Annotated in this window: 10 protein-coding genes; all 10 read left to right on the top strand. The window is 42.8% G+C overall.

The features are described 5' to 3' along the window. On the top strand, positions 1–282 hold a 282-nt coding region (locus AB5170_RS01170), incomplete at its 5' end, for a spore germination protein (protein ID WP_368365032.1). A gap of 9 nt (positions 283–291) precedes the next feature. Further along, a complete protein-coding gene (locus tag AB5170_RS01175; protein ID WP_173715751.1) occupies positions 292–1,956 on the top strand; it encodes a GerAB/ArcD/ProY family transporter in 1,665 nt (554 codons plus the stop codon). Then, the gene (locus AB5170_RS01180; protein WP_368361354.1) at positions 1,950–2,051 is read left to right on the top strand and encodes a DUF6783 domain-containing protein; all 102 of its coding nucleotides are present in this window, start codon (positions 1,950–1,952) and stop codon (positions 2,049–2,051) included. Before AB5170_RS01175 ends, AB5170_RS01180 begins: the two co-directional genes overlap by 7 nt. A gap of 63 nt (positions 2,052–2,114) precedes the next feature. Next, entirely contained in the window at positions 2,115–2,372 is a 258-nt protein-coding gene (locus tag AB5170_RS01185; RefSeq protein WP_368361337.1) for a hypothetical protein, read from the top strand. A 121-nt stretch (positions 2,373–2,493) separates the two neighbouring features. Then, the gene (gene murI / locus AB5170_RS01190) at positions 2,494–3,309 is read left to right on the top strand and encodes a glutamate racemase (protein WP_368361355.1); all 816 of its coding nucleotides are present in this window, start codon (positions 2,494–2,496) and stop codon (positions 3,307–3,309) included. Positions 3,310–3,333: 24 nt separating this feature from the next. Then, positions 3,334–3,780: a DUF1934 domain-containing protein gene (locus AB5170_RS01195; protein WP_368361338.1), complete on the top strand. Its 447-nt coding sequence runs from the start codon at positions 3,334–3,336 to the stop codon at positions 3,778–3,780. 513 nt (positions 3,781–4,293) lie between these two features. Then, positions 4,294–6,234 carry an amylo-alpha-1,6-glucosidase gene (locus tag AB5170_RS01200; protein WP_118577591.1) on the top strand — a complete coding sequence of 647 codons (1,941 nt, stop codon included), beginning with the start codon at positions 4,294–4,296 and terminating at the stop codon, positions 6,232–6,234. 153 nt (positions 6,235–6,387) lie between these two features. Further along, positions 6,388–9,012, top strand: coding sequence for a glycoside hydrolase family 2 TIM barrel-domain containing protein (locus AB5170_RS01205; protein WP_368361339.1), 2,625 nt, complete (start codon positions 6,388–6,390; stop codon positions 9,010–9,012). A 42-nt stretch (positions 9,013–9,054) separates the two neighbouring features. Then, positions 9,055–10,095, top strand: coding sequence for an alpha/beta hydrolase fold domain-containing protein (locus tag AB5170_RS01210; RefSeq protein WP_368361340.1), 1,041 nt, complete (start codon positions 9,055–9,057; stop codon positions 10,093–10,095). Positions 10,096–10,422: 327 nt separating this feature from the next. Further along, positions 10,423–13,800, top strand: a complete 3,378-nt coding sequence (locus AB5170_RS01215; protein WP_368361341.1) for an EAL domain-containing protein — start codon at positions 10,423–10,425, stop codon at positions 13,798–13,800. Positions 13,801–14,064 lie beyond the last annotated feature (264 nt).

The following is a 14,064-nucleotide window of genomic DNA, read 5'->3' on the forward strand; positions in this document are numbered from 1 at the left end:
GCATTTCGGATGCTTAAATACTTCTTTTTGTTTTTGGGAGGATATCTGGGGATTTTTGGAATTGTGATCGGAGTATATCTGACAGTATCACATCTGGCAGGACTTCTCAGCTTTGGAGTCCCATATCTGACGCCCTTTGTCAAACAAAGTATGGATAATGGGACTGGAAACAAAATTGTGAGAGTGCCATTTAAAAAGAGATGGAGGCGTCCTTCATATGTCAGACAAAATGAGCGAGTGAGACTGCAAAAAATCCGCAATAAAAACAGGAAGGATAGGTAGCAGGAATAAATGAAATTTGCAGAAAATAATCGAATCTCCCAGCGGCAGCTCTACAGGCAGATCGTGATTGCGTTTATTGCACCATTAATATTGTGCCTTTTCGGAAACAGAAAAACTCTGGGGCTTGGCGGGCTGGCAGGGACTGCAGCAGCCCTTGCAGCTGTGCTGTTTTATGTGATTTTCCTCATCCGTCTTCGTTATGCTTTTGCCAGGCCCTGCAAAACAGCCGGTGTGGTGTGGGGACGGCTGACAGCGTTGTTTTTTCTTATATACTGTATTTTTGGAGCCGCATTTCTTTTGAACCTTCTGGGAGAAATTGTTGCAGTTAGTCTGGGAACAGGTATAGGAAAAAAATGGCTATGTCTGATCACATTGCTGGTTTGCAGTCTGGGCACGCAAAAGGGGATTCAGAGGCGAGGCAGAATGGGAGAAGTGTCAGGAGGCGTGGTACTTGCAGCGGTTATGCTTATGTTAGTCCTGGCTGTGGGACAGGGAAAATGGGAGTATTTTCAGGAAATGGTATGGAATTCCTCTTTCTCAGGAAGAAAAATTCTGGAAAGTGGATATGATGTGATATGTGCATTTTCCGGATTGGGGCTGCTTCCCTTTGCACTGAACTGTGTAGGAAACAGTAAAGATACAGGGAAAACTGTAAGCCTTGCCGTTTTTACCCTGGGAATTTTGCTTATTCTGACGGAATTGCTGCTTCCTTCTGTATTTGGATGGGGGCGGCTGAAATATGAAAGCTGTCCGATTTTGCCGCTTCTGTCAGGTGCGGAGCTTCCAGGGAATGTATTGGCAAGATTTGATGTCCTCTGGATGGGATTTCTTTTATACAGCCTTTTATTTTCTATTGGAAGTTTTCTGCATTATGGTCATTTAATTGTGGAAAAAGCAGATATGGGAACTGGAAAGCTGTGGATATCCATTCTGGTTTTTGCCGGAGCTGTGTGGGATATTGAAAGATGGGGAATCCGGAATAGTTTTCCATTATATTTGAAATATATTTTTGTGCCCGGAATGCTGGTGCTTCAGATTATGTTTTTTATGACAGGCAAAAAGAAGTGGAAAAAGAAGCTTGCCGTAGCGTGTGTCAGTGCATTGTTTCTGTTAGCCGGCTGTGGTGGTGTGGAACCGGAGAAACGCATGTATCCGCTTGCACTTGGAGCCGATATTACAGAGGGGAAATATCTGCTGACTTACGGAATTCCGGATCTTCCAAAATCTACAGGACAGGAAAAAGACGGGGAAGACCAGGGGAATGCTGCTCCGTCGATTCAGGGAGAAACTTTCCGTGAGATTGAAAATATATACAGCCGGACACAGGAAAAATATCTGGATATGGGACATCTGGAAATTCTGGTTTTGGGCGAGAGTTTGTTAGATGGAGGGCGTTGGGAGCAGGTCCTTGAGTATCTGAAGCAGGAGCCGACTATAGGTGAAAATGTTTATGTGTTTCGCTGTGCTGCGGCATCTGAAGCAGTAGCCTGGGTAAGCCCTCAGGACGTTTCTCTGGGAGAGTATCTTCTTGGGCTGCTGGAAAATAATCCAAATGGAAGCCCGGGACAGGCAGTAACGCTTCGTGAGGTTTATCATGAGTTTTATGAACGTGGTGCTTTGTCTGAATTGCCAGAACTGAAAATTTATGGAAAGGAACTGGAAGTGAAATTTTAGCCGAATCTCCCACAAATTGTGACGCACATCTTGCAGAAAGCCTTTTTCAGACACGCTCCAGGGAAGTTGCGAAAAGCAATAAGCAGTGGGAATAAATGTGATTATTCCGGGCCGGGACAGGGAATACTTTTGTTAAGAAAAATATGGGAGGTACTTTTATGCTTTGTCTGAAAAAAAACAAATATCATATAGCGGCAGCACTTCTGACAGCTGTATTACTTTGCCCATGCAGTGAAAATTTTAATAAAACTTCCAACCTTCTTGCGTGGTGGGGAACCATTTATCCCCAGTTCTGTTTTATGGAAGCACCGAGGACGGAGAACGGTCAGAAAGCAGAGCCAAGATTTCATTTCTGGATTGTGGAGACGTTACTGTTCGCAAAAAACACTTCGCGGAATGTTACCAGTGAACCGTAACGTGGGGACACTTAACGCTTTGATGTAGTACAAGCACTTGCACCGCCGCTCCTTTGGTGTTAAAATGAAATACAGATTGCAAATATCGCTTGACTATGAATTTGGAGATAGATAAATGAAAATAGACAGAGATGCGCCTGTTGGTGTGTTTGATTCCGGTATTGGCGGACTTACTGTGGCAAGGGAGATCATGCGGAATCTTCCAGCAGAGAAAATCGTGTATTTCGGCGATACTGCCAGAGTTCCATATGGCAGCAAATCCAGAGAGACTATTATAGGATATTCCCGTCAGATAATCCGTTTCCTGAAAGAGCAGAAGGTGAAGGCGATTGTGGTGGCCTGTAATACAGCCAGTGCGTTTGCTCTGGAGGCAGTTCAGGAAGAATTTGACATTCCCATTCTTGGAGTGATTGAAGCCGGTGCCAAGGTAGCTGCGCAGGTTACCAGAAATAAACGGGTGGGAATCATCGGTACAGAAGGTACTGTTGGAAGTGGAATCCACGCGGAGGTTCTGAAAAAGATCGATCCGGAGATTACAGTGATTGGAAAGCCATGTCCCTTATTTGTACCGTTGGTAGAGGAAGGCTGGACTCATGATCCGGTGACAGTGGAAGTTGCAAGCAGATATCTGAGGGAACTACAGGAAAAAGATATTGATACACTGATCCTTGGCTGTACCCATTATCCACTGCTCCGTTCTACCATCGGACAGATCATGGGAGAGGGGGTTACTTTGGTGAACCCGGCGTACGAGACGGCACTGGAGCTTGGCAGACTTCTGAAAGAGCAGGATATGCAGAGCACCGGACAGGGACAGTCTGATTTCCCATATCGTTTCTATGTGAGCGATCTGGCAGAGAAATTCAAGGGCTTTGCCAATTCGATTCTGCCATTTGATGTGGAGAAAACGCAGAAGATTGATATTGAGAAATATTGAAAAAGAGAAAGAAATGGAAAAACAATGGAAAAAGAAGTTTTAATTCACGTAAAAGGTTTACATATGATGGACACACCAGAAGGTGATGAGCCCATCGAGATTGTGGTTCCGGGAGAGTATTATTTCCGCAACGGCAGTCATTATCTTCGCTATGAAGAAATGCTGGACGAGCAGGGAGATCCTACTGTAAATTATATCAAGATATCCTCCAGGGGAATGGAAATCCGAAAAAAAGGACAGGTAAATACACATATGGTTTTCGAGCAGGGAAAGCGTAATATGGCATTTTATACCACCCCATTCGGAACTCTTGAAATGGGAATTTCAGCGACGAATCTGGAATTGGAAGAAAGTGACGGTCAAATTGCCATGAAAGTGAATTATTCTCTAGACCTGAATCAGGAGCATGTGGCAGATTGCTGTCTGGATATTCAGGCGCAGGGGAAGAATACAACTGGGTTTGTGTTGTAGGAACTGTTGGGTAGAAGCATTACAGAAATTAATTTTAACAAGAAGACAGCAGGCGTTCGTTTGTTAGAATGAACTCCTGCTGTTTTTTTATTGTTATTTGAATCGGTAGCAGTGGACGAATCTGGTATTGGAATCAATATTTTCAGATGAAACCAGTGGTCACTGGCGCTGACATGCACGGCATTCATGAATTTGAAAAGGGTTCCATCGATGACGCTGGTTATGGTAATCCCATGTTTCTGGCAATATATGGTTTTCATTTTTTATGTAATGATGTAAACAAAAAAGGTGCGACTTAAAAGTTTGTTTTTAAGCTGCGCCTTCTTTGTTTAATTCACCAGCCGTAACCAGATACGAAAGCGTAATCTGTAGCTTTTTAAACGTGGGATGTTGTGGACTCCTGGAGAAATTCATTTTATACTATAGTTAAATTATGAGTAGATTTACAAGAAATGAGAATTGGTTATTGTTCAAAGATTGTGAACAGCAATAATTTACGGGAGGAAAACGGAAATGGAAAATACATTTTGGATCTGGTATCCGGGAGATTTTGAATTATATCATGCCATGAAGCAGAATTTCAGCCGTGTGGAGAGAGGTTTTGGATGGCCGGCATTTTGGAAGAGTGAGGGCTTCCGCAACCGTGTGGCTTTCCGCCGGACTTATGAATTGGAGCAGGAGACCAGTTTTACTGTATTTTCCAATGCGATTGGTCATGTGCTTGTAACCAGGGAGAATGGGGAGAAGAAATATCCATTTGGAAAGAAGATTACAGTAGCACCTGGAAAGGTGCGGATCTCTATTCATGCAGGCTGTGTGGAGGCATTTCCTTGCGCTTATGTGCAGGGTGAGGTGATCCATTCTGATAAAACATGGAAGGCAGAGGATTATTCCCAGCCATTAGTGCCGGTTGGAGTGTGTAAGTATTTTACCAAGCCGGGACAGAATCCTACTGTGTGGGAATATACAGAAAAAGAGTGCAAGCCGGTGAAAATCAGCGAGATAAACGGTGGCGTGCTGGCAGAGTTTGAGACGGAACTGACGGCGGCGGTTTATGTGAAAAGTAAACGCAGTAATTGTGTTGACAGTACAAGCGAAGATGAGGATTTAGAGGTTTTTTGCGGTGAATCTGAGGACGAAGCTCTTGACCTTGAGCACTGCTACTACAGCTGGCAGCCGAATCCGGTTACAAATCGATGCCCATGCTGTGCAGTCCGTTTTGCATTCATTCCGAATTGCAAAGCCGAAGATGTGGAAATCACAGCATTCTATCAGTATGTAGATTTCCCGAAACGCGCTTCCTTTAAGTGTAATGATGAGAAACTAAATAAAATCTGGGAGGTGGCGGAGCATACCTTCCGTCTTTGCAGCGGTATCTTTTTCCTGGATGGGGTGAAACGTGACAAATGGATCTGGTCTGGAGACGCCTACCAGAGCTTTTTTGTAAATCAGTATCTGCTGGCAGATCCTGATATTGACCAGAGAACTCTTTTAGCACTACGTGGAAATGATCCTATGACAAGACATATCAATACCATCATGGACTATTCCCTGTTCTGGATCCTGGGCGTGCTTTATCATTATGAGGCATATGGTGACCTGGAATTTGTCCGCCAGGTTTATCCGAAAATGTGCTCCCTTATGGAGTTCTGTGAGGGTCAGCTGGATGAAAACGGATTTCTTGTAGGTCGTGAAAATGACTGGATCTACATTGACTGGGCTGACATGGATAAGACTGGTGCCCTTTGTGCAGAGCAGATGCTGTTCGCAGCATGCTGGCAGACCATGGCGAAAGTGAGTGCGGCTCTTGGAGAAGAAAATCCGGAATACATGGAGAAATATGAGAAACTGATCGGGCAGATCCGTAAATTATACTGGGATCAGGAGAAAGGCGCATTTATTGATTCCTTTGAATCCGGTAAGAGAAATGTGACCCGTCATGCCAATATTTTTGCAATTCTTTTTCACATTGCAACACAAGAAGAGCAGGAGAAAATTCTGGCAAATGTAATTAAGAATGATGCAATTCCGGCAATTACAACTCCGTATTTCAACTTCTTTGAACTGGATATGCTCTGCCAGACCGGAAATCTGGAATTTGTACTAAATAAGATTCGCAATTACTGGGGCGGTATGCTGGACCGCGGTGCAGTTACCTTCTGGGAAGAGTTTGACCCGGAGGCACCAGTAGAAACTCAGTACGATATGTACGGCGACCGCTTTGGAAAAAGTCTCTGCCATGCCTGGGCTGCAAGCCCGATCTATTTCCTGGCGAAGTATTTCATGGGGCTGAAATTTACTGGAGTCGGCGGAAAAGAATTTGTGGTAGAACCGCATACTGAGTTTTTCGACAGCTTTGATTGTACATTGCCTGTTGCTGAGGGACAGGTACATATTGTGTGGGATGGGAACGAGCTGAAGGTAGAGAAGACAGCTCACAGACTTGATTTATAAAGTTCTGTGGGCTGTTATTAGCGTAAAAAAAAGGACTGTTCACGCTAATTCTTCCACAGAGATAGGAAAAAGCAGTAAACTGTCAACAGAACGAGAATGCCGAAAAGGTAGTTGGTTTAAGGACAGAGATTTCAGAAAGGAGCAGTTTACTGTATGCAGAAAATTGATTTTAACAAGGATTGGATGTGCAGGTGTCTTACCAGGGATGAGGAAGCTTATCCGGTGACTTTGCCACATGACGCCATGTTGAGTGAGCCGCGTACTCAGGAGAGTACCGGCGAGGGAAATATTGGATGGTATATTGGTGGGGATTACGAATATACCAAGAATTTCTTTGTGCCAGAGGAGTATAAAGGTAAGAAAGTCCTCATTGAATTTGAGGGTATTTACCACAATGGTGAAGTTTACATAAATGGGAAAAAGGCGGCTTACCGTCCTTATGGTTATACCAATTTTTATGTGGATACAGAGGGCTTTTTCCAGTATGGAAAAGAGAATGAGATCAAAGTCATTGCGCGCAATGCTGACCAGCCAAACAGCCGCTGGTATTCAGGAACCGGTATTTACCGTCCGGCTTATCTGTATGTTGGGGAAGAAAAACATATTCCGGTAAACGGCGTGAAAATCCGTACTTTAAGCTATGATCCGGCGAGAATTGAGGTCGTTGTGAAAACTTCTTCGCCTGGAGAGGTTTCCCTGAAGATTGAGTTTGAGGGCTCTAAAGTACTTGGAGTAATTGGTGAAAGTACAAAAATAGGAAATGTAAACAATGACAAAATAATATCATCAGATAATAAAAACATGCAGCCAAATGAATCAGTACAGACTGGAAAAAATGGTCAGAAGAGTGAATTGGCGCAGGTGGAAGCGGAAAAAAATAATCAGGAAGCAGCATACCAGGCCATCTTCCAGCTGGATGTTCCAAACGCAAAGCTCTGGGATACAGAGCACCCGAATCTCTATACCTGTAAAGCAATTTTCGGTGAAGACGAAGTAACTGAAACTTTCGGAATCCGTGAATTGATCTGGAATCCTCAGGTAGGAATGACCATTAACGGAGAGCGTGTGATTCTTCGCGGTGCATGCTTTCATCACGATAATGGCGTGCTTGGTGCATGTACGTATCCGGAAGCAGAAGAACGTAAAATGCGTATTCTCAAAGAAAATGGATACAATGCAGTCCGCTCTGCACATTATCCTTGCTCTAAGGCACTTCTGGATGCCTGTGACCGTGTGGGAATGCTGATGATGGATGAATATGTAGATGTATGGTACATTCATAAGACTAAATATGATTATGCCGGACAGCTTGCTGACTGGTGGAAACAGGATTTAAAAGACATGGTTGACAAGGATTACAACCATCCAAGTGTGATTATGTACTCCACAGGAAATGAGGTTGCAGAGACTGCCCAGAAGAAGGGAATTGCCCTTACCGGTGATATGACAAACTATCTTCACAGCCTGGATTCCACCCGTCCTGTTACCTGCGGAATCAATATTTTCTTCAATTTCTTAAGCTCCATAGGACTTGGCGTTTACAGTGATGACAAGGCAGAAAAGAGCGCTGGAAATGCAGAGAAAAATGCCGCTCAGGCAGCTGGAAAGAATGAGAAAAAAGTAGTTAAAAGTGGTGAAAAGACAGTAAATAAAGCCACAGAAAATGGAAAAAAAGGATTAGGCAGCACCAAGCCGGAAAAGAAGAAAAAGCCGGTAGGAAGCGAGTTCTATAATACTCTTGCCTGTCTGGTTGGAGACTACTTTATGAAGTGCGGTGCTACCCTTTATCCGTGCGATTTAAGGACGAAGGATGCCTACGCAAACATGGATATCGCAGGTTATAATTACGGTATTTTCCGCTACAAACATGATCTGAAAAAGTACCCGAACCGTCTGATTCTTGGAAGTGAAACCTTCTGTAAAGATGCGTATAGTTTCTGGAAAATTGCCAAAAAAAATAAAAGAATTATCGGTGATTTTGTGTGGGCAGGATGGGATTATATCGGAGAAGTCGGGGATGGTGCAGCAGAGTATTCTGACTATAAATTTGAAGATCCAGCCACGAGAATGACAGGTGGAAATGGTCGAATTGACCTGAATGGAAAGCCGCGTGCAGAGGCTGCATATACTCGAGTTGCTTTTGAAAGAGAGACAGGTCCGTTTATTGCAGTTGATCCTGTTTACCAGAAAGAGAAGCTTCGTCTTACCGGCTGGCAGCTGACAAAGGCTCTGGAAAGCTGGGCATGGGATGGCTGTAACGGAGAACCGGCGAAGGTAGAAGTTTATGTAAGGGCTGCACAGGTTGAGCTGTTTATCAATGGCAAAAGTGCTGGTAAAAAGAAAGTGAAAAAATGCCGTGCAAACTTTAATATCACCTATCAGAATGGGGAGATAACGGCGGTTTCTTACGATGAAAACGGAAGAGAAATCAACCGTTATTCATTACATACAGCAGGAAAAGAAACGGTTCTTCAGGTGCGCCCAGAGGAGAAAACCGTAAAACCGGAGGGCCTTGCATTTATTCAACTGCAATACACAGATAGCAAGGGAATCTGGAAACCAATGGAGAAACATAACATAAAAGTAACAGTAGAAAATGGTGTCCTGAAGGGACTCGGAAGCCCGGCTCCTTATGTAAAAGGGAATTATACTGACCATACTGTGGCGACTTATTATGGTGAGGCAATGGCAGTTGTACAGGCAGATGGAAACGGACCGGTGAAGGTTACCGTGGCAGATGAAGAACGGTTTTATGTGGTGGAAATTCCATGTGAATGAAGTGAAAGACTTATGATTTAAGGTGGAAAAGAGGTTGAACAAATGAAGAAAAAAGGTTTTATCATAGGTGGAATCTGTCTTGCTGCTATAGTTGGTATTCTAGGTTGCAATCATGAAGCTGTTCGTGTGGTTTTTCATAATGTATACTCTCCATCAGTGAAATTGGATGATTCTTCCAAATGGAATGGTGGAAAAGCTTATGAGAAGCTGTCATATTCTGAGACTTCCGAAAATGATTATCTGGATCTGTATGTGCCGGACAGTGAAGAACCTATGCCGTTGATCATATTGGTACATGGGGGCGGCTTCGTATACAATGACAGCCAGTCCCGTCAGGCGCAGCTGATGTACCGCTATTTCCGCGATCATGGATATGCATGTGCATCCGTTAACTATCGTCTTGCCCAGGAAGCAGCCTTTCCGGCCGGAGTGGAAGATGTGAAATCGGCAATCCGTTTTCTTCGTGCAAATGCAGAGAAATATGGATATGATCCGGAGCGTTTTGCAATCTGGGGAGAGTCAGCTGGGGGGTATTTATCAGTGATCTGTGGCGCTTCTAATGATGAGGAATTTAATAGTGTTCCATTTATCGGAGAAGATAAGAACCATCCTGTTTCCAGTGAAGTTCAGGTGATTCTGGACTATTACGGCTGTATGGAATTCGGAACTATGGAAGATGATTACAGGGAGCTGAGGATTCCAAAAATTGTCCGCTGGGCGGCCAGCCTGTGGCTTCAGGGAGCAATTAAAGATACCGGCTACGAAGATGTAGAATCTTATTGGATGCGCAAGGATGTAAAAACTCTTACTGAGGATGAGAAAAACAATTATAGTCCATTATATTATATTGAGAAAAATCTTACGGAGAAAAACAGCCCGGATATATTGATCTGGCATGGTGATGCGGATTTAGATGTTCCGTATCTGCAGTCTGAGAGACTGAATGCACTGCTTACAAGAATTGTTGGGACAGATAAGGTGGAATTTAAGCTTTTTCATAATTATAAGCATGCGGCAGATCAGCTGTACAGTGATGAAAATCTGGGAATCCTGAAAGAATATCTGGATGAGAAATTTGCATAAGGGAAGTCGCATACATTAATATGAGCGTGATTACCGGAGAATCGGCAGACACATAAGCTGACAGAAACGAAGAAAATATCTGGCACAGGGCAGAATTGCCCCGTCAGATATTTTTTTGCCCTCAAATAAAAAGGTTTTAACAAAATCTGTCAAAACCTTGAAAAAGCTAAATGGGTTTGATATGCTGTCTATGTATATCTTTTGATGAGTTGTAAGTCATTGTTTACAGGTAATATTCTGTGCGGGTAAATTTCGCATAGAATTGCAGCACAAGGTGATCATTGTGCACTTAGTGAACAGTGCTATTTTATATAGTAGGGAGAAACTATGAAAATAGAAAAGAAACTATGGATTACCATGTTCGCATTTGGAATGTTTGCTATTTGTTTTTCGGGCTGGATCTTCAGTCGGAGTACGGTCAGGGAAAAACTGTTCTGGGATAATACAATCAAGTGCGAAACAAAAGAACTGACAGATGGAGAAATCAAATCAGAGAATATTGCTCTGCCTGAAGACTTTAATGTTCCCAAATCAATCATGTTTAAAACCACACACACCATTGCAGAAGTGTGGCTGGACGGAGAAAAAATATACGAATACGGAAATGAAAAGGATGCTCCCGGCTTTATGAAGTCACCGGGAAGCTGCTGGCACATTGTGGATATTCCGGAAGACAGCGCAGGCAAAAGTCTGGAGGTCAGAATTATTCCGGTATATGACGACTATTATGGAAATGAAGTCAGCATTGCATACGGAACACGAGGCGACTGCATTCTGAAAATCTTAACGGACAGCTTTGAAACCCTGATGCTCAGCTGCGGGATCCTGTTTGCAAGTATCATCTGCCTGGTTCTGTATTTGGGGGCAGTGCGAAGAAAAAGAAGAGACAAGACAGAAGCGAAGATAGAGATCTTTTTAAACCTTGGATTTTTCTCATTGCTGATCGCAATATGGACACTGGCACAATGTAGTTTTTTGCAGTTTTTGATTCCGGATGGAAGAACCCTGTACTTTGTGGAATATTTTTCATTCTTTCTTTTCCCGATACCATTTAATTTCCTGTTATATGATATCTGTAAAAGCAGATACCACAAAGGTTTATTGATTTTTTCCATTCTTTATCTTGTAAATATGGCAGCTGATGTTCTGCTTCAGTGTACAGGAGTTATTGATATATTCCGGCTGCTTCCAGCAACCCATGTTATCATGGTTGCCAATGCAGTTTACACAATTGCCCTTATTCTTTACGAGGCCAGAAAAGAAGGCAACGATGAAGCTAAGAAATTCCAGTATCCTATGTGTGCGATTATAGTATTCGGAATGGCGGAAATGTTCCTTTATTATTTAAGAAAATTCCAACAGACATCCATTATGCTTCCCATAGGAACCCTGCTGTTTATCATTATGCTGATCTGGATCCAGGTTTCCCAATATTACGATCAATACATCCAGAAACAAAAGGTGATCTATCTGCAGAAAATAGCCAACATGGATATGCTCACAGAGGCTATGAACCGAAACGCTTACGAGGACATGGTGAAATATCTGGAGGAAGGGGATATTAAACTGCGCACAACAGGTGTGGTTTTGTTTGATCTGGATAATCTGAAAGTGATCAATGACAGTTTTGGACATGAAAAGGGAGACGAGGCGCTGAAGCTGTGTTATCAGTGTATCAGTCAGGCATTTCAGAATGTAAAGAACTGCTTTCGGATTGGCGGTGATGAGTTTGCATATGTGTATCATAGCGATGAGAAGGATATGATTCCGGAACGTTTGAAGGCGCTTGAGCTGATTTTGAAAAAAACAGCGGAAACGAACAAGCTGGAGTATCCACTCAGCATGTCAGCCGGATATGCTTATTATCAGCCTGATATAGACTTTGACTTTAAAGATATTGTAAGACGAAGTGATACCATGCTGTACCGTCAGAAGCGTAGGAAGAAGGTGGCACGGTCAGCAGGTCTGGACAATCTGCTCTCCCGTATGAGTAAGCAGCCGACAGAGGAGATCACAGATGAGGTGATCCTGCAGGAGAAAAAGTTTCAGAGCATGTCTGTGGATGAGCTTTGCAGTGTGATCGATCTTCTGAGCCCAACTACAGATAATTACCCATATGTGGTTGACTTTCGGTCAGATTTTTATTACATAGCAAATCAGGCGCTTGAACGTTTCTGTATTCCGAAAAATGGTTTTCATAATGTAATTTCGAAGCATAAGGAATTTGTATATGCACCGGATTATGAAAAACTGAAAGCGGAATTTGATGATCTTCTAGAAACAGACCGCTGCATCCATAGCATGGAATATCGCTGGCTGGATCTGAAAAAAAAGCCGATCTGGATTCATTGCAAAGGGTATCTGGTCCGTGACGATAACATGAAACCTCTTTACATGATTGGTTGTGTGAATGAAATTGGAGAGAGACAGAAGGCAGATAATGTAAGCGGACTATTGGGAGAGTCTGGTTTCCGGGAGTATATGAACCAGCTGGATACTCCTTTGGAGACAGGATATCTGCTTCGTATAGGAATCGATCATTTTAAGGAAATCAATGATAACTTCGGACAGGAGTACGGTGACTTTGTACTTAAGAAAACGGCAGAGTGTATTTCCAGCTGCACATCAGAAGGACAAAAGGTGTACAAGCTTGTGGCAGATGAATTTCTGATCCTGGATGTTTCTTCTGATGAGGTGAAGGATGCGGATAAGCTTTATGATAAAGTAAGAGAGGCAATAGACAGATTTATTGAAACCAATGAATTTAAAGTCATGTATACGGTTTCAGGAGGAATTGTACCATTTGCGGCATTAAAGGGAAATCAGTGTTCAGAAGCATTGAAGCTGACGGATTTTGCCCTGAATGAGGCGAAGAAGCTGGGAAGAAACCGTTGTTATATATTTAATGGGGAAACCTACAGAAAATTTCTTCGGAAAAGGGAGATCACCCAGGAGCTGCGGGAAGCTGTGATCAATGGCTTCCAGGGCTTTGCAGCTTTTTATCAGCCTGTATTTGCTGAGGATAAAAAAGTGCCTTATGGAGCAGAAGCTTTAATGCGTTTTACCTCTGAAAAATTCGGAATGATTTCACCGGCAGAGTTTATTCCAATTCTGGAAGAAACAGGTCTTATTATTCCTGCTGGCCGCTGGATGATGAAAGAGGCTATGGAAAAATGCAGTGAGATCCGGAAGATACTTCCAGGGTTCCGGATGAGTATTAATATTTCCCAGGTACAGGCTTCCAAGTCTGATGTGCTCCAGGATATCAGTGCAGAAATGAAAAGGGCAGGGCTGCCGCGGGTAGCGGTGATCGTGGAATTGACAGAGAGCGATCTTCTGGAACAAAATATAAATGAGAAGCATTTTCTCACAGAACTGAAGCGAATGGGAATCAGTCTGGCGCTGGATGACTTTGGAACCGGATACTCGAACTTCCATTATCTCAGTGAGCTGAAACCAGAGATTATTAAGGTTGACCGCTCTTTCACTGCGAAAGCATTTGCAGATGAACAGGAATATTATCTTCTGAATCAGTTTTGTACCATGATTCATAATCTGGATATGAAGATTTGTATTGAAGGTGTAGAAAGTGCCCAGGAATGGCTCAAAATCCGAAAGCTGTGCCTGGAATTCACCCAGGGATATTTCTGGGGAAAGCCTTGCGGGTATGAAGAGTTTGTGAGAAAATTTGTACAAGAGAAATAAGAGAAATTCGGTACAAAGTGTATAAAAATACTTTGTGCCGAATTCTTTTTTTATGTGTGCATAAAATAATCTGCTACAGCACATAAAATTAAAAAAATGTAAAATACAAACGTTTTTTAAATACATTTTAAAAACTTGAAAAAATATCAGTGATAGCAGTCAGAAAATGAGTGAGAAAATGGAAAAAAATGATAAGGATAATTTGATACTGGATATTGATGGAAATAAATTAGATAGATTTTGCAAATTGACGTTGCGTGGGAT

The organism is Ruminococcus sp. RTP21484sp1_RTP21281st1_A8_RTP21281_210402 (assembly GCF_040914025.1).
Taxonomy (GTDB): domain Bacteria; phylum Bacillota; class Clostridia; order Lachnospirales; family Lachnospiraceae; genus Blautia_A; species Blautia_A faecis.

Excerpts from the sequence above, each read along its gene's own strand:
- AB5170_RS01175 (WP_173715751.1), top strand. The coding sequence starts at position 292 with ATGAAATTTGCAGAAAATAATCGAATCTCCCAGCGGCAGCTCTACAGG.
- AB5170_RS01185 (WP_368361337.1), top strand. The coding sequence starts at position 2,115 with ATGCTTTGTCTGAAAAAAAACAAATATCATATAGCGGCAGCACTTCTG.
- AB5170_RS01195 (WP_368361338.1), top strand. The coding sequence starts at position 3,334 with ATGGAAAAAGAAGTTTTAATTCACGTAAAAGGTTTACATATGATGGAC.
- AB5170_RS01200 (WP_118577591.1), top strand. The coding sequence starts at position 4,294 with ATGGAAAATACATTTTGGATCTGGTATCCGGGAGATTTTGAATTATAT.
- AB5170_RS01205 (WP_368361339.1), top strand. The coding sequence starts at position 6,388 with ATGCAGAAAATTGATTTTAACAAGGATTGGATGTGCAGGTGTCTTACC.
- AB5170_RS01210 (WP_368361340.1), top strand. The coding sequence starts at position 9,055 with ATGAAGAAAAAAGGTTTTATCATAGGTGGAATCTGTCTTGCTGCTATA.
- AB5170_RS01215 (WP_368361341.1), top strand. The coding sequence starts at position 10,423 with ATGAAAATAGAAAAGAAACTATGGATTACCATGTTCGCATTTGGAATG.